The 14618-nt window shown below is 73.6% G+C and carries 15 protein-coding genes; 8 read left to right on the forward strand and 7 right to left on the reverse strand.

What is annotated here, in order from left to right; all coding sequences use genetic code 11:
• The 6 genes from IE237_RS15480 to IE237_RS15505 form a co-directional block, all read right to left on the reverse strand.
• The gene (locus IE237_RS15480; protein ID WP_189802482.1) at nucleotides 1-756 is read right to left on the reverse strand and encodes an SDR family oxidoreductase; all 756 of its coding nucleotides are present in this window, start codon (nucleotides 754-756) and stop codon (nucleotides 1-3) included.
• A 4-nt stretch (nucleotides 757-760) separates the two neighbouring features.
• Nucleotides 761-2545 carry a glycoside hydrolase family 15 protein gene (locus IE237_RS15485; protein WP_189802483.1) on the reverse strand — a complete coding sequence of 595 codons (1785 nt, stop codon included), beginning with the start codon at nucleotides 2543-2545 and terminating at the stop codon, nucleotides 761-763.
• Nucleotides 2546-2579: 34 nt separating this feature from the next.
• Nucleotides 2580-3395 carry an SURF1 family cytochrome oxidase biogenesis protein gene (locus tag IE237_RS15490; protein WP_189802484.1) on the reverse strand — a complete coding sequence of 272 codons (816 nt, stop codon included), beginning with the start codon at nucleotides 3393-3395 and terminating at the stop codon, nucleotides 2580-2582.
• A gap of 73 nt (nucleotides 3396-3468) precedes the next feature.
• Nucleotides 3469-3702 carry a metallothionein gene (locus tag IE237_RS15495; RefSeq protein WP_030691654.1) on the reverse strand — a complete coding sequence of 78 codons (234 nt, stop codon included), beginning with the start codon at nucleotides 3700-3702 and terminating at the stop codon, nucleotides 3469-3471.
• A gap of 63 nt (nucleotides 3703-3765) precedes the next feature.
• Nucleotides 3766-4740 (reverse strand): DEDDh family exonuclease, encoded by a 975-nt coding sequence (locus IE237_RS15500; protein WP_189802485.1) that lies wholly within the window; start codon nucleotides 4738-4740, stop codon nucleotides 3766-3768.
• Nucleotides 4737-5405, reverse strand: coding sequence for a TetR/AcrR family transcriptional regulator (locus tag IE237_RS15505; RefSeq protein ID WP_189802486.1), 669 nt, complete (start codon nucleotides 5403-5405; stop codon nucleotides 4737-4739). Before IE237_RS15505 ends, IE237_RS15500 begins: the two co-directional genes overlap by 4 nt.
• Nucleotides 5406-5501: 96 nt before the next feature.
• On the opposite strand from IE237_RS15505, the gene IE237_RS15510 reads away from it, so the two are divergent.
• The 8 genes from IE237_RS15510 to IE237_RS15545 all read left to right on the forward strand — a co-directional run bounded on the left by IE237_RS15510 (nucleotide 5502) and on the right by IE237_RS15545 (nucleotide 13183).
• Nucleotides 5502-6299, forward strand: a complete 798-nt coding sequence (locus IE237_RS15510) for an acetoacetate decarboxylase family protein (RefSeq protein WP_189802487.1) — start codon at nucleotides 5502-5504, stop codon at nucleotides 6297-6299.
• Nucleotides 6299-7183 carry an SDR family NAD(P)-dependent oxidoreductase gene (locus tag IE237_RS15515; RefSeq protein ID WP_189802488.1) on the forward strand — a complete coding sequence of 295 codons (885 nt, stop codon included), beginning with the start codon at nucleotides 6299-6301 and terminating at the stop codon, nucleotides 7181-7183. The genes IE237_RS15510 and IE237_RS15515 overlap by 1 nt, the downstream gene beginning before the upstream one ends.
• Before the next feature lie 21 nt (nucleotides 7184-7204).
• The gene (locus IE237_RS15520) at nucleotides 7205-8485 is read left to right on the forward strand and encodes an amidohydrolase family protein (protein ID WP_189802489.1); all 1281 of its coding nucleotides are present in this window, start codon (nucleotides 7205-7207) and stop codon (nucleotides 8483-8485) included.
• Nucleotides 8486-8496: 11 nt separating this feature from the next.
• Nucleotides 8497-9720 (forward strand): amidohydrolase family protein, encoded by a 1224-nt coding sequence (locus IE237_RS15525; protein ID WP_189802490.1) that lies wholly within the window; start codon nucleotides 8497-8499, stop codon nucleotides 9718-9720.
• A gap of 24 nt (nucleotides 9721-9744) precedes the next feature.
• Complete coding sequence (locus IE237_RS15530; protein WP_189802491.1) at nucleotides 9745-10470, forward strand: VIT1/CCC1 transporter family protein; 726 nt, start codon at nucleotides 9745-9747, stop codon at nucleotides 10468-10470.
• Nucleotides 10471-10601: 131 nt separating this feature from the next.
• On the forward strand, nucleotides 10602-11492 hold the full coding sequence (locus IE237_RS15535; protein ID WP_189802492.1) for a sterol desaturase family protein: 891 nt from the start codon (nucleotides 10602-10604) through the stop codon (nucleotides 11490-11492).
• The gene (locus IE237_RS15540) at nucleotides 11489-12121 is read left to right on the forward strand and encodes a lysoplasmalogenase (protein WP_189802493.1); all 633 of its coding nucleotides are present in this window, start codon (nucleotides 11489-11491) and stop codon (nucleotides 12119-12121) included. The genes IE237_RS15535 and IE237_RS15540 overlap by 4 nt, the downstream gene beginning before the upstream one ends.
• 18 nt (nucleotides 12122-12139) lie before the next feature.
• Nucleotides 12140-13183, forward strand: coding sequence for a zinc-dependent alcohol dehydrogenase family protein (locus IE237_RS15545; protein ID WP_189802494.1), 1044 nt, complete (start codon nucleotides 12140-12142; stop codon nucleotides 13181-13183).
• Nucleotides 13184-13261: 78 nt separating this feature from the next.
• Here the strand turns inward: IE237_RS15545 and IE237_RS15550 are convergent, their stop codons facing one another.
• Nucleotides 13262-14560 (reverse strand): CoA transferase, encoded by a 1299-nt coding sequence (locus IE237_RS15550; protein WP_189802495.1) that lies wholly within the window; start codon nucleotides 14558-14560, stop codon nucleotides 13262-13264.
• Nucleotides 14561-14618 lie beyond the last annotated feature (58 nt).

Consider the following 14618-nt stretch of genomic DNA (forward strand, 5'->3'; position numbering starts at 1 on the left):
TCAGAACCCGGAGCGGGCCCCGCCGTCCACCGGCAGCATCAGACCCGTCAGGTACGAGGCGGCCGGCGAGAGCAGGAAGGCCGCCGTGCGCCCGAACTCCTCCGGAGTGCCGTAGCGGCGCAGCGGGATCGTGAGCTCGTTCGCCGCGCGGGCCGCGTCGGCGTCCCCGGAGAGCGCGTCCAGCGAGCGGACCCGGTCCGTGTCGATCCGGCTCGGCAGCAGGCCGACGACCCGGATGCCGCGCGGGCCCAGGTCGTTGGCGAGGGACTTGGCGAAGCCGGCAAGCCCCGGGCGCAGCCCGTTGGAGATGGTCAGGCCCGGGATCGGCTCGTGGACCGAACCGGACAGGACGAAGCCGATGACCCCGCCCTCGGTGAGGGTCTCGGCGGCCGCACGGGCCAGCCGTACCGCTCCCAGGAAGACCGTGTCGAAGGCGGCCGCCCACTCCTCGTCGGTGTTGTCCGCCGCGAAGCCGGGCGCCGGGCCGCCGACGCTGATCAGGATGCCGTCGAAGCCGCCGAAGCGGGCCCGCGCCTCGGCGATCAGCCGGGCCGGGGTCCCCGGGTCGGTGTTGTCGGCGGCGATCCCGGCCGCGCCCTCGCCCAGCTCGGCCACCGCGTCGGCGACCGTCTTCTCCTCGCGCCCGGTGATCAGCACCTTCGCGCCCTCCGCGAGCAGCGCCTCGGCGGAGGCCCGGCCGAGCCCCCGCGTCGCACCGGTCACCACGTACACACGGTCCTTCAGTCCCAGATCCATGGGCCTATCCTGCCGTCTCCTCGGCGGCGAGCGCGATGGCGGTCCCCACAAGCCCGATGTGGCTGAACGCCTGCGGGAAGTTCCCCAGCTGACGCCCCGACACCGGGTCGTACTCCTCGGCGAGGAGCCCCACGTCGTTGGTGAGCGCGACGAGCCGCTCGAAGAGCGCGCGCGCCTCCTCCGTGCGCCCGGTCAGACGCAGCGCGTCCGCCAGCCAGAACGAGCAGACCAGGAAGGTGCCCTCCTGGCCCGGCAGCCCGTCCACGGCCGTCGAGCCGGGGCTGTACCGGCGCAGGAACCCGCCGTGCATGAGCTCGTCCCGTACGGCGTCCACGGTCCCCACCACGCGGGGGTCGTCCGGCGGCAGGAAGCCGACCTGCGGGATGAGGAGGGTGGCGGCGTCCAGCTCGGGCGAGCCGTACGCCTGGGTGAAGGTGTTCCGCACGGGGTCGTACGCCCGCGCGCACACCTGGGCGTGGATCTCGTCCCGCATCGCCCGCCACCGCGCCGCGTCCCCCGGCAGCGAGGGATCGGCCTCCAGGGTGCGGACCGCGCGGTCGGCGGCGACCCAGGCCATCACCTTCGAGTGGGTGAAGTGGCGGCGCGGCCCGCGGACCTCCCACAGGCCCTCGTCGGGCTCCCGCCAGGTGGACTCCAGGAAGCCGAGCAGGCTCAGCTGGAGGTTCCAGGCGTGCCGCTCCGCCGGGATCCCGGCCTCGTGCGCGCGGTGGAGGGAGTCCATGACCTCGCCGTACACGTCGAGCTGGAACTGGTCCACCGCCGCGTTCCCGGTCCGTACCGGCGCCGAGCCGGCGTAGCCGCGCAGCCAGGGCAGGCTCGTCTCCGGCAGCCGGCGCTCCCCGGCCGGTCCGTACATGATCTGCAGGTCGGCGGGGTCGCCCGCGACGGAGCGCAGCAGCCAGTCGCGCCAGGCGGCCGCCTCCTCGTCGTACCCGGCGGCGAGCAGCGCGCCGAGGGTGAGGGAGGAGTCGCGCAGCCAGCAGGCCCGGTAGTCCCAGTTGCGCACGCCGCCGAGCTCCTCCGGCAGGGAGGTGGTGGGGGCGGCCATGATCCCGCCCGTGGGGGCGTACGTGAGGGCCTTGAGGGTGATCAGGGAGCGCAGCACCGCGGCCCGGTAGGGGCCCTCGTAGGTGCAGCGGGCCGACCACTCCCGCCAGTCCGCGAGGCACTGCTCCAGGGCGTCGAAGGGGTCGACGAGCTCCGGGCGCGGCTCGTGCGAGGGGTGCCAGGTCAGGACGAAGGCCACCTTCTCGCCGGCGGCGACGGTGAAGGCGGACTGGGTGGAGAACTGCTGGCCCCAGGTCTTCACGTGCGGCTCGCTGCGCAGCCAGACCGAGTCCGGCCCGGCGATCGCGACCCGGTGGCCGTCGGCCCGGCGCACCCAGGGCACGATCGAGCCGTAGTCGAAGCGGAGCCGCAGCACGGAGGTCATCTCGACACTGCCGCTGATCCCCTCCACGATCCGCATCAGGTCCGGGGACCTGTCCCGCTGCGGCATGAAGTCGACGACCTTGACCGTGCCCGTACGGGTCTCCCAGGAGGTCTCCAGGACGAGGGAGTCCTCGGCGTAGCGGCGGCTGGTGCAGCTGGTGGCGCCCTTGGGCGCGATCGTCCAGTGGCCGTTGTTCTCGTCGCCGAGGATGGCGGCGAAGCAGGCGGCGGAATCGAAGCGGGGCAGACACAGCCAGTCGACCGACCCGTCGCGGCCGATGAGCGCGGCGGTCTGGAGATCGCCGATGAGGGCGTAGTCGTCGATACGTTGCGTCACGCTTTGGGCTGTTCCCGGAAGCGACGACGGTCAATCAGCGGGACGGGGTGGCCTGGGCCTCGGCCGTGTCGCTCTCCGGGGATGCGGGGACGTCGGAGGCGGTCCCGGCCTCCCGGTCGTGCTTCTCCCGGCGCACCAGGATCACCCAGCCGACGGGTACCCCGGCGGCGAAGAGCCACCACTGCACCGCGTACGCCATATGGGCGCCGATCGAGTCGTGGTCCGGCTCGGGGATCATCTCGGGGGTGCCGCCGGCCGCTTCGGGCGCGGTCTGCTCCAGGTAGCCGCCGAGCACCTCGCGGCCGATGAGCTCGGCCTGCTGCCGGCTGCTGATGAGCATGACCTGGCGGTCCGGCAGGCCCTTCAGGTCCTTGATGCCGCTGGCGCCCGTCGTCTCGTCCGCCTTGAGCCGGCCGGTGACGGTCACCTCGCCCTTGGGGGCCGGAGGCACCGGCGGGTAGGAGTGCTGGTCGGCGGCGGCCGGGATCCAGCCGCGGTTGACCAGGACCACCCGCCCGTCGCGCAGCACCAGCGGCGTCAGGACGTGCATGCCGACCCGGTCGTCGGAGGAGGTGCGGCGGCGGACGACCACCTCGTGGGCGGTGTCGAAGGTGCCGGTGGCGGTGACCGGGCGCCAGTAGTCGGCGCGCGGGACGGTGTGGCCGGGGGAGGTGAGTTCCTCGACCGGGAGCGGCTTCGCCCCGAGGTTGTCCGCGATCAGGGCGTTCTGGGCGACCCGGCGTTCGTGCCGGTGGAACTGCCAGAAGCCCAGCTCGATCATCGTCGGGACGAGGACGAGGGCGATGAGGGTGAGGATCACCCACTGCCGGGACAACAGGAAGCGGTACACGCCGTCGACGGTACATTGCGGCGAAAGGCCCCCTTGCGGCGGGTGCCGCAGGGGGGCCTGGAGCGGTTCGGGGTCACACCCTGTCGACGATGCCCACCTTTCCCTCCGCGCGGGCGCAGTGGCCGCCGCAGTACCAGCTGCCCTCGACCTCGACGCCCTGTCCGATGATCTGGACCCGGCAGTGCTCGCAGATGGGCGCCATGCGGTGGATGGCGCAGGCGAAGCAGTCGAAGACGTGCACCGCGCCCTGCGCGTGCACCTCGAAGGACATGCCGTAATCGTTTCCGCAGACCTCACAACGTGCCATGCGCCACAGGGTGGAGCGCCCGGCGGGCGCGCGCAGCTCGGCACGCCCGCAGGGCCGGGGGCGTCACCCGTCTGCCGGGGTCACGTCCCGCAGCAGCTGGGTGTAGGCGGCCTCGTCGACGACCGGGGTGCCGAAGGATCTGGCCTTGAGGGTCTTGGAGGTGGCGGAGTCCGGGTCGTTGGTGACGAGGAGGCTCGTCAGCCGGGAGACGCTGCCGGCGACGTGGAGACCGGCCTCGACGGTGCGGTCCTCCAGGAGCTCGCGATCGACGGAGGTGTCGCCGGAGAAGGCCACCCGCATGCCCTGCTTGAGTGGTTTGTCCGACTCGTAGCGCCCGGGGTTGGGGTACGGGCACGGCGGGCGCTTCCGCGAGGGGCGCCAGCTGCCCGCCCGGTAGGAGGACTGCCGGCCGATCGTCGGCTGCGTGGGCGCCGAGGCCCACTCGGTCAGCGGCCGGCACTCCAGGAGCGGCAGCCGTACGTTCCGCTCGGCCGCCGCGTGCAGGCTCGGCCGGAACGCCTCGGCGAGCACCCGCGCGTCGTCGAGCGCGTTGTGCGCGCGCTGCTGCACGACACCGAAGTGCGCGGCGAGCGACTCCAGCTTGTGGTTGGGCAGCGGCAGCGACAGCTCCTTGGCGAGCGCGATCGTGCAGAGCCGCTGGCGCACGGGCGCGGCGGACTCCGCGCGCGCGTACTCCCGGGCGATCATCTGCCAGTCGAACATCGCGTTGTGCGCGACGAGCACCCGGCCGTCGAGCCGCGCCGCGAACTCCGCCGCGATCTCCGGGAAGAGCGGCGCGCCCTCCAGGACGTCGCTGGTCAGCCCGTGGATCCAGACCGGACCCGGGTCCCGCTCGGGGTTGACGAGCGTGTACCAGTGGTCCTCGACGTTCCCCTGGGCGTCCAGCCGGTAGACGGCAGCCGACACTATCCGGTCGTCCCGTGCGAGTCCGGTGGTCTCCACGTCGACGACCGCGTACCCCTGCGGGTAGGCGGCCGGCCACATCGCTGCTGTCGTACGGTCGTCAAGCACGGTCACTGAGAATACGGCCCGCGACCGACACTCCCGTCCCCGGTGCCCCCGGAGGCGTCGGCGAGCAGGCCGTCCACCAGGGCCCGTACGGAGTCGGCGAAGAGCCGCTCGGTGTCGATCGGCGCGGACAGGGCCCGCGCGAGGGGCCCGTCGGCCTCGGCGTCCTCCCCGCGCCACAGCTCCTCCTCGGCGGGGGACTGGGCGGGGGCCCGCTCGCGGTTGCGCTCCACCAGGACGTAGCCGACGACCTGGAACTGCACGGCCCGGACGGCCCGGGCCGCGCGCGCCCCGCGGAGCCCCGCCGCGTGCGCCTCGTGGACCAGGGCGCGCTGGGCCGGCAGGAACATGCGCTCCGTCAGCCCCCGTTCGTGGACCATCGCCACCAGGTGCGGGCGCTCGCGCAGCGCGTGGCGCAGCGCGCGGGCCACCGAGACGATCCGCTCGGCCGGGGTCGCGCCCCGGGGGCGGATCGTGCCGAGGTCGGCGACCGTGCGGGCGACGAGGGCGTCGAGGAGCGACTCGCGGTTGCCGACGTGCCAGTAGATCGAGGTGACCGCGGTCCCCAGCTCGGCGGCGAGCCGGCGCATCGTGAGCGCGTCCGGGCCGTGCTCCCTCACCAGGGCGGCCGCGGTGTCCAGGACCTCGTCGCGGGTCAGCGCGGAGCGTGCCATCGGTTCCCCCAACTCCTCTGCGTGCACACCTCTTTACCCTTCGGCGGCCGCGGTGTAACTGTGTTACAGGCCGACGATCCCGAAGGGTGGTACGTCATGGCACGAGTACGGTACGGGGCGCGCAGCGACGCGGAGGCGGCGGCGGCCCGCGAGCGGTCCGCCAAGCTCCCCGACATCTGGTCCACCGGTGTGGTCGCCGTCTGGGAGACCGACCCGGACGTCGTGGCGGCGGTCCTGCCGCCCCCGCTGAAACCCACCGCGCGCCCCCTCGTGCGCGCCAACATCAGCAAGGTCGACCTGCCCGGCTATCCGCTCGGCGCCGGCTCGGTGGCGGTGGCCGCCGCCCACGGCGACCGGGAGGGCTGGTACCCGCTGGTCATGCCGATGACCCACGAGCGGGCCCTGATCGGCGGGCGCGAGGTCTTCGGCGAGCCGAAGAAGCTGGGCGAGGTCACGGTCGAGCGCGAGGGGCTCGTCGTGCGCGCCGCCCTCGCCCGGCACGGCATCGCCTTCGTGGAGGTGCGCGGCGCGGTCTCCGGACCGCTGCCGCTGCCGGAGCCCGTCGAGAAGACCGACTTCTACTTCAAGTTCCTCCCCGGCGTCGAGGGCACCGGCTTCGACGCCGACCCCGTCCTGGTCCACTGCGTCCGCAACGAGAAGGTGCGGAGGCTGGAGCGGATCACCGGCGACGTCGTCCTGCGCGAGTCCATGTACGACCCGGTCGCCGACCTCCCCGTGCGCCGCCTCGTCGAGATCACGATCGGCGAGAAGACCACCGACCAGAAGGGCACCGTCGCCGAACGCGTCTCCGCCCGGGACCTGCTGCCCTTCGTCCACCAGCGGTACGACGACCCGCTCCAGATCCTCGACGGACCCCCGGAAGGAAGTGCCTGATGGAGCTGCGTGAGGGGCAGGTCGCCGTCGTCACGGGCGCGGCGAGCGGCATCGGGCTCGCGATGGCCCGCCGCTTCGCCGCCGAGGGGCTCGCCGTCGTCCTCGGGGACGTCGAGCGGGCCGCGCTGGAGGAGGCCGCCGACGAGCTGACGGCGAGCGGGGCGCGGGTCCTCGCCCGGACGGTCGACGTCTCCGACCCCGACGACGTGCGGGCCTTCGCGGAGGCCGCGTACGACGCCTTCGGCGCCGTCCACGTCCTCTGCAACAACGCGGGCGTCGGCTCCGGCGCCGAGGGCCGCATGTGGGAGCACGAGCCGAACGACTGGAAGTGGGCCTTCTCCGTCAACGTCTGGGGTGTCTTCCACGGCATCCAGGCCTTCGTCCCGCGCATGCTCGCGGGCGGCGAACCCGGCCACGTCGTGAACACCTCCTCCGGCGACGGCGGCATCGCCCCGCTGCCCACCGCCTCCGTGTACGCGGTCACCAAGGCGGCCGTCGTCACCATGACCGAGTCCCTGTACGCGCACCTGAGGGCGGAGCACGCGCGCGTGGGCGCCTCCGTCCTCTTCCCGGGCCCCCACATGCTCCGCACCGGTCTGTGGGAGTCGCACCGCAACCGCCCCGAGCGTTACGCCAAGCAGAAGCCGCGCAGGACCCCGTACCGCAGCCTCGACCAGTGGGAGTCGGCGATGAAGGAGGCCGGGCACGAGGTCGCCTTCACACCGGTCGAGGACGTCGCCGAGCACGTCGTCGAGGGCATCCGCGCCGACCGTTTCTGGATGCTGCCGGAGAGCGAGCACAGCGACCGCCAGATCAGGGCGCGCTCGCGGTCCATGCTCGACCGCGCCAACCCGTCGTACCTGGAGAGCTTCATCCTCGACTGACCCGCCTGAGGGGGCTGCACGATGAGCTACGAGGACCCGTATCTGATCATCTCGTCCGACTGCCACGCCGGGCTTCCCACCGAGGAGTACCGGCCCTATCTCGACCCCCGCTTCCACCGGGACTTCGACGACTTCCTGGCGGGGCGCGAGGCCCGCCGGGAGGCCATGACCCGGCTCGGGGTGCGCAACGAGGCCTTCGCGAACAAGTGGTTCAGCGACAACGAGGAAGGTCTGCGCGGCGGCTGGGACGCCGCCCGGCGCATCAAGGAGCTCGACGGCGACGGGGTGGCCGCCGAGGTCGTCTTCCCCGACGCGGACGCCGTCGACAGCCAGACCGCCGCGCCCTTCGGTGTCGGCCTCGGACTCTCCGGCGACCAGGACCCGGAGCTCGGCATGGCGGGCGCGAAGGCGCACAACCGCTGGCTCGCCGAGTTCGTCTCCGCGAACCCCGCACGGCACTGCGGGGTCGCCCTCCTCCCCGTCACCGCGGACGTCCGCGAGGTCGTCGCCGAGATCCACCGGGCCAAGGAGTCCGGGCTCGGCGCGCTCATGATCCCCTCCATGTGGGTGGACAAGGCCCCGTACCACGACCGGCGCTACGACCCGGTGTGGGCGGCGGCGGCCGAGACCGGCATGCCGGTCGTCACCCACTCCGGGGCGGCGCCGCGCGAGGAGTACGGCGACCACCTCGGCATCTACGTCTCCGAGGTCACCTGGTGGCCGGCCAGGCCGCTGTGGTTCCTGCTCTGGTCGGGCGTCTTCGAGCGCCACCCCAGCCTCCGGTTCGGGGTCGCCGAGTCCGGCTGCTGGTGGCTGCCGAACCTGCTCTGGTTCATGGACCGGCTCTACCTGGGCGCGCACGGCGGCAAGAAGCTGTCCCCGTTCGCGGAGCTGAAGCGGCCGCCGAGCGAGTACCTGGACCGGCAGGTCTTCGTGTGCGCCACCAACACCAAGCGGCGCGAGCTCGCCCAGCGGTACGAGATCGGCGTCGACAACATCCTGTGGGGCTCGGACTTCCCGCACCCTGAGGGCACCTGGCCCGACACGCGCGCGTGGCTGCGGAAGACCTTCCACGACATTCCGGTCGAGGAGACCCGGCGGATGCTGGGCCTCGCCGCCGCCGAGGTCTTCGGATTCGACGTCCCCACACTGGATCCGATCGCCCGCCGGATCGGCCCCACCCCCGCCGACCTCGGCCAGCCCGCCGACCAGACCGCCGTCGAAGCCTCCTGGGCCCGCTCGCGCGAGGTCGGCCGGCACTGGCTCACCGACCACGAGTTCCCGGTCATCGGAGCGAACTGATGGACAGGCCGATGGACAGATACACCGTCATCTCCGCCGACTGCCACGCGGGCGCCGACCTCCTCGACTACAGGCCGTACCTGGAGAAGAAGCACCACGACGACTTCGACGCCTGGGCCGCGACCTACGTCAACCCGTACGAGGACCTGCTCGCCGACACCGCCGACCGCAACTGGAACTCGCGGCGCCGGCTGCGCGAGCTGGAGGCGGACGGCATCGTCGCCGAGGTCGTCTTCCCCAACACCATCCCGCCGTTCTTCCCCAAGGCCTCCCTGATGGCCCAGCCGCCCACCCGCGCCGAGTACGAGCAGCGCTGGGCCGGGCTCCAGGCGCACAACCGCTGGCTGGCCGACTTCTGCGCGGACGCCCCGGGACGCAGGGCCGGAGTGGCGCAGATCCTCCTCAACGACGTGGACGCGGCGGTCGCGGAGATCCGCCGCGCCCGCGAGGCCGGACTCACCGGGGGCATCCTGCTGCCCGGAGTCCCGCCGGGCTCGCCCGTCCCCGAGCTGTACTCCGAGGCGTACGACCCGATCTGGGCCGTCTGCGCCGAGCTCGACGTCCCGGTCAACCACCACGGCGGCTCCGCGTCACCGCCGCTCGGGGACGAACCGGCCGCCCGGGCGGTGTTCATGGTGGAGACCACCTGGTTCTCCCACCGGGCCCTGTGGCACCTGATCTTCGGCGGCGCCTTCCGGCGCCACCCGGGGCTCAAGCTGGTCCTGACCGAGCAGGGCTCGGGCTGGATCCCGGGCGTGCTCGACATGCTGGACTACTACCACCGGCGCCTGGTGTCGGCCGCGACGCGGGCCGCCACCGCCGAGTCCAAGTTCGGCGCCGGGCTCGCGGAGTCCATGGGCAAGGGCCCCGGCGAGGTCTGGCGGGACAACTGCTTCGTCGGCGCGAGCTTCATGCGCCCCCACGAGGTGCCGCTGCGCGACCGGATCGGCCTCGACAAGATCATGTGGGGCAGCGACTACCCGCACGACGAGGGCACCACCCCGTACTCCCGCGAAGGCCTCCGCATCGCCTACGCGGGACTGCCCCGGGAGGAGGTCGCGGCCATGGTCGGCGGGAACGCCGCCCGGGTCTACGGCTTCGACCTCGCCCTCCTCGACCGCCTCGCCGCCGTCCACGGACCGGCCGTCGAGGAGATCGCCCAGCCCCTGAAGGAGGTCCCCGAGGGCGCCACCAGCCCGGCCTTCGCCCCGGGCGGGTCGGTCCGCGTCTGGTGAGCCGCCGGGTGCGACCCTCCTGACGTGACGTCACCCCCCGCGCCCGACCCGGCCCACGACGAGGCCCACGGCGGCGGCCTCGGCGCCCGTCTCAACTGGCTCCGGGCCGCCGTGCTCGGAGCCAACGACGGCGTCGTCTCCACCGCCGGCCTCGTCGTCGGCGTCGCCGGCGCCACCGAGTCCCGGGCCGCCCTGCTCACCGCCGGCCTCTCGGGGCTGCTCGCCGGCTCGATGTCGATGGCGGCGGGGGAGTACGTCTCGGTCTCCAGCCAGCGCGACTCCGAGAAGGCCGCGCTCGCCCAGGAGAAGCGCGAGCTGCGCGAGCGGCCGGAGGCCGAGCTCGACGAACTCACCGGCCTGCTCGCCGCCCGAGGCCTCTCCCCGGACGTGGCCCGCGAGGCCGCCGAACAGCTCACCGCCCGCGACGCGCTGCGCGCCCACGCGCGCGTGGAGCTCGGCATCGACCCCGACGCCCTCACCAACCCCTGGCACGCGGCCGGCGCCAGCTTCCTCGCCTTCACCGTCGGCGCCCTGCTCCCGCTCCTCGCGATCGTCCTCCCGCCGGCCTCCGCACGCCTCTGGGTCACGGTCCTGTCCGTGCTCGCGGCCCTCACCTTCACCGGCTGGTGGAGCGCCCGCCTCGGCAGCGCCCCCACGGGCCCCGCGATCCTCCGCAACGCGGCGGGCGGAGCCCTCGCCATGGCGGTCACCTACGGCGCGGGGTCCCTCCTGGGAGCGGCGGGGGTGTAGGGCCTGTCTTTCGGATCAGGCCGGATCAGGGGGCTTGTCGGAAGGTGCCAAAGCTTGCTGACAAGTCGTCTCGCATACTTGTTGGTAACCACGTCTATCCGTGCCCGGCCCGCGCCTCTACCGTCGACGGCATGCCGAACCTGCCCGATGTCGTGCTCTGGTCCATACCGGCGTTCGTCCTGCTCACCGTCGTGGAGATGGTCAGCCACCGGATCCACCCCGACGAGGACGCCGCCGGGTACGAGGCCAAGGACGCCGCCACCAGCATCGGCATGGGCCTGGGAAGCCTCTTCTTCGACGCGCTGTGGAAGATCCCCGTGGTCGCGATCTACACCGCCGTCTACGAGCTGACCCCGCTCCGCGTCCCCGTCCTCTGGTGGACGATCCCGCTCATGCTGCTCGCGCAGGACTTCTTCTACTACTGGCAGCACCGCGGACACCACGTCATCCGCATCCTCTGGGCCTGCCACGTCGTCCACCACAGCAGCCGGAAGTACAACCTCAGCACCGCCCTGCGGCAGCCGTGGACCGGCGTCACGGGCTGGCCCTTCTACCTGCCGGTGATCGCCCTCGGCGTCCACCCCGCGGCCCTGGCCTTCTGCTACTCGGTCAACCTCGTCTACCAGTTCTGGATCCACACCGAGCGCATCGGCAAGCTGCCCCGCCCCTTCGAGTACGTCCTCAACACCCCCTCGCACCACCGGGTCCACCACGCCTCCCAGGGCGGCTACCTGGACCGGAACTTCGGCGGCATCCTCATCGTCTGGGACCGGGTGTTCGGCTCCTGGGTCGGCGAGACCGAGCGGCCCGTCTACGGGCTCACCAAGAACATCGAGACCTACAACCCGCTGCGCGTCGCCACCCACGAGTACGCCGCCATCGCCCGCGACCTGCGCGCCGCGCACGACTGGCGCGAACGGGCCGGACGGCTCTTCCGCGGCCCCGGCTGGCAGCCCGCGCCCGCCGGCGGCGGGACCCCCGACGCCGGCACCGGACCCGCCGCCCCCGAGGCCGCCGCGTGAAGACGTCCTCCCGCGCGCTGCTCGCCGCCTTCGCGCTCGCGGCCGCCGTCGACCTGGTCTCCCTGCTCGCCGGCGCCGAGCTCGGCCACCAGATCGCCAAACCGCTCCTGATGCCCCTGCTCGCCGCGTACGCCGTCACCCTCGGCGCCCCGCGGCTGCTGACCGCCGCGCTCCTCCTCGGCTGGGGCGGTGACGTCCTCCTGCTCTCCGACGCCGACTGGGCCTTCCTCGTCGGCATGGGCTCCTTCGCCGCCGGACACGTCTGCTACCTCGTCCTCTTCGGCCGGAGGCGTACGTCCCCGGCGCTCGGCGCCCTCTACACGGCCGCGCTCGTGGGCACCGTCGCGCTCCTCTGGCCCGACCTCCCCGCCGAGCTGCGGATCCCCGTCGCCGGGTACTCCCTGCTGCTCACCGCGATGGCCTACCGCTCCAGCGCCCTCGGGCTCCTGGCCGGCCTCGGCGGCGCGCTGTTCCTGCTGTCCGACACCCTGATCGCCACCGGCGTCGCCGAGTGGCCCCAGCTGCCCGCGCCCGACTTCTGGGTCATGCTGACCTACATCGCGGCGCAGTACCTGCTGACGGCGGGAGCGCTCCGCGCGATGTACGGTGAACGTCGTACAACCGTCTGACAGCAAGGACCGCCCCTCATGCGCGCCACCACCATCCACGCCCCGTTCGACATGCGCGTGGAGGACGTGCCCGACCCGGTGATCCAGGACTCCACGGACGTCGTCCTGCGGGTCCTGCGGGCCTGCATCTGCGGCAGCGACCTGTGGGCCTACCGCGGCGAGTCCGCCCGTCAGCCCGGCCAGCGCATCGGCCACGAGTTCCTCGGCATCGTCGAGGCGGCCGGCTCCGACGTCACCGGCTTCGCCGCCGGCGACCTCGTCGTCGCCCCCTTCGTCTGGTCCGACGGCACCTGCGAGTACTGCGCCGAGGGCCTCCACACCTCCTGCCCGCGCGGTGGCTTCTGGGGCTCGGTCGGCTCCGACGGCGGCCAGGGCGAGGCCGTCCGCGTCCCCTTCGCCGACGGCACCCTCGTCAAGCTGCCCGCCGAGGCGGCCGGCGACGACCGCCTGCTCACCGCACTGCTCGCGCTCTCCGACGTCCTCGGCACCGGCCACCACGCCGCCCTCGGCGCGGGCGTGAAGCCCGGCTCCACCGTCGCCGTCGTCGGCGACGGGGCCGTCGGCCTGTGCGGCGTCCTCGCCGCCAAGCGCCTCGGCGCCGAGCGGATCATCGCCCTCGGCCGGCACACCGCCCGTACCGACATCGCCCGCGCCTTCGGCGCCACCGACGTCGTCGCCGAGCGCGGCGAGGCCGCCGAGGCCGCCGTCCGCGAGCTCACCGGCGGGCAGGGCGCCCACGGCGTCATCGAGGCCGTCGGCACCGAGCAGTCCATGCGCACGGCCGTCGCGATCGCCCGCGACGGCGGCTCCATCGGCTACGTCGGCGTCCCGCACGGCAGCGGCACCGGCCTCGACCTCTCGGTCATGTTCGACCGCAACATCGCCCTCCGCGGCGGCGTCGCCCCCGTGCGCGCGTACATCCCGGAACTCCTCCCGGACGTCCTGGACGGCACCATCGACCCGTCCCCGGTCTTCGACCTGACGGTCGGCCTGGACGGCGTCCCGGCCGGCTACAAGGCGATGGACGACCGCACGGCCCTGAAGGTCCTGGTCAAGCCGTAACACCCCCGGCGCCGGGCTCACGTCCGGCCCACCCCGACCCACAGGGACCGGGGCGGGCCGGACGGAGCCCCGGGCCCGTCAGGCCCCGGCCCACTCCGGCGCGTCCGCCCCCGCGACGCCCGGCGGCCGGGACCAGGCCGTCGGTCCGCCCTCGTACGAGACCGGCGACAGCGCGTGCCGCAGGTGGCCCAGCGGCCCGTCCGACTCCGTGACGTACCGCTCCGGCTCGTACCGCGGCAGCGCGTGCGTCAGCCAGTGGCCCGTCTGCGCGAGGGCCAGGCGGACGAGCCGGCCACCGCCCTCCGTGCGCTGCTCCGTCAGCGACCGCAGCACCGCCGCCGCGAGCAGATACCCCGTGCCGTGGTCCAGCGCCTGCGCCGGCAGCGCGCCCGGCTCCGCGACCGAGCCCTCCGTCGCCGCGATGCCCGTCGCCACCTGCACCAGGGAGTCGAAGCCCCGCCGTCCGCCCCACGGCCCGTAGTCGCCCCAGGCGGAGAGCCGGGCCGTCACCAGACCCGGCCGCTCCAGGTCGAAGCGGTCGAGGGCGCCCGGCCGGTAGCCGGTGACCAGCACATCGGCGGAGTCGAGGAGTTCCTCGAAGGCGCGCCGGTCCGAGGGCCGGTCCAGATCGAGCGCGGACGTCCGCTTGCCGACGTTCGTGTCCGCGTGCTGGTCCGGCAGTTCGGGGTTGCCCGGCGGGTCGATCCGCAGCACGTCCGCGCCGAGCAGCGCCAGCGTGCGGGTCGCGATCGGCCCCGCGATCACCCGGGTCAGGTCCAGGACGCGCAGCGGACCCGTATGCCGCCGGGGCGCGGCCTCGTCCAGCCGCTCCCGGGTCAGCAGCGGGCGCGCCGCCACCTCCCGGCCCTGCTCGCCCGCGGCCCACTCCTCGGGCGTGCGCAGGGCGACGGCCAGGCCCCCGGCCGCGTACACGGCCGTCTCGACCTCGACGGCCTTCCGCTCGCCGATCGCCGCCGCGACGGCCTCGACGGAGTCGGAGGCGTCCAGGGCGGCGAGCAACGCCGCCTTGTGATGGGGGTAGTTGGCGTGCGTACGGACCCAGCCGTCGGCGGCCCGCCAGAACCGGGAGAGGGGCGCGAAGCTCACCGGCGCCCGCCCGTCGACCCGAAGGTGGCGCTCGCTCACGAAGGCGGTGGCGACGGCCCCGTCGTCGACCCGTACCGGCCCGGGCAGCCCCGCGTGCTCCGCCGCGGCCAGCGAGCAGGCCGCGACCGCGCCGCGCGCCAGGTCCATCACCGGGAGCCGCGCGGGCAGCAGCCCGGAGACCCCGCCGTACTCCACGCGGTCGACGAGGGCGGGATCGCCGCCCAGGGCCGACCACAGCAACTCCGTTGCGGTACGCACTGTGTTGTCCATGATCGCAGTGTGGCACCGAGTGCCATGCGAAAGGGCCCCGGTGTGGCGCACCACACCA

Source organism: Streptomyces tanashiensis (assembly GCF_014648895.1).
In the GTDB taxonomy this organism is placed as follows: domain Bacteria; phylum Actinomycetota; class Actinomycetes; order Streptomycetales; family Streptomycetaceae; genus Streptomyces; species Streptomyces tanashiensis.

What these genes read in the sequence shown, in the direction of transcription:
- IE237_RS15480 (WP_189802482.1), bottom strand. Translation starts at nt 756, where the DNA reads ATGGATCTGGGACTGAAGGACCGTGTGTACGTGGTGACCGGTGCGACG.
- IE237_RS15495 (WP_030691654.1), bottom strand. Translation starts at nt 3,702, where the DNA reads ATGGCACGTTGTGAGGTCTGCGGAAACGATTACGGCATGTCCTTCGAG.
- IE237_RS15505 (WP_189802486.1), bottom strand. Translation starts at nt 5,405, where the DNA reads ATGGCACGCTCCGCGCTGACCCGCGACGAGGTCCTGGACACCGCGGCC.
- IE237_RS15510 (WP_189802487.1), top strand. Translation starts at nt 5,502, where the DNA reads ATGGCACGAGTACGGTACGGGGCGCGCAGCGACGCGGAGGCGGCGGCG.
- IE237_RS15515 (WP_189802488.1), top strand. Translation starts at nt 6,299, where the DNA reads ATGGAGCTGCGTGAGGGGCAGGTCGCCGTCGTCACGGGCGCGGCGAGC.
- IE237_RS15520 (WP_189802489.1), top strand. Translation starts at nt 7,205, where the DNA reads ATGAGCTACGAGGACCCGTATCTGATCATCTCGTCCGACTGCCACGCC.
- IE237_RS15525 (WP_189802490.1), top strand. Translation starts at nt 8,497, where the DNA reads ATGGACAGATACACCGTCATCTCCGCCGACTGCCACGCGGGCGCCGAC.
- IE237_RS15535 (WP_189802492.1), top strand. Translation starts at nt 10,602, where the DNA reads ATGCCGAACCTGCCCGATGTCGTGCTCTGGTCCATACCGGCGTTCGTC.
- IE237_RS15545 (WP_189802494.1), top strand. Translation starts at nt 12,140, where the DNA reads ATGCGCGCCACCACCATCCACGCCCCGTTCGACATGCGCGTGGAGGAC.
- IE237_RS15550 (WP_189802495.1), bottom strand. Translation starts at nt 14,560, where the DNA reads ATGGACAACACAGTGCGTACCGCAACGGAGTTGCTGTGGTCGGCCCTG.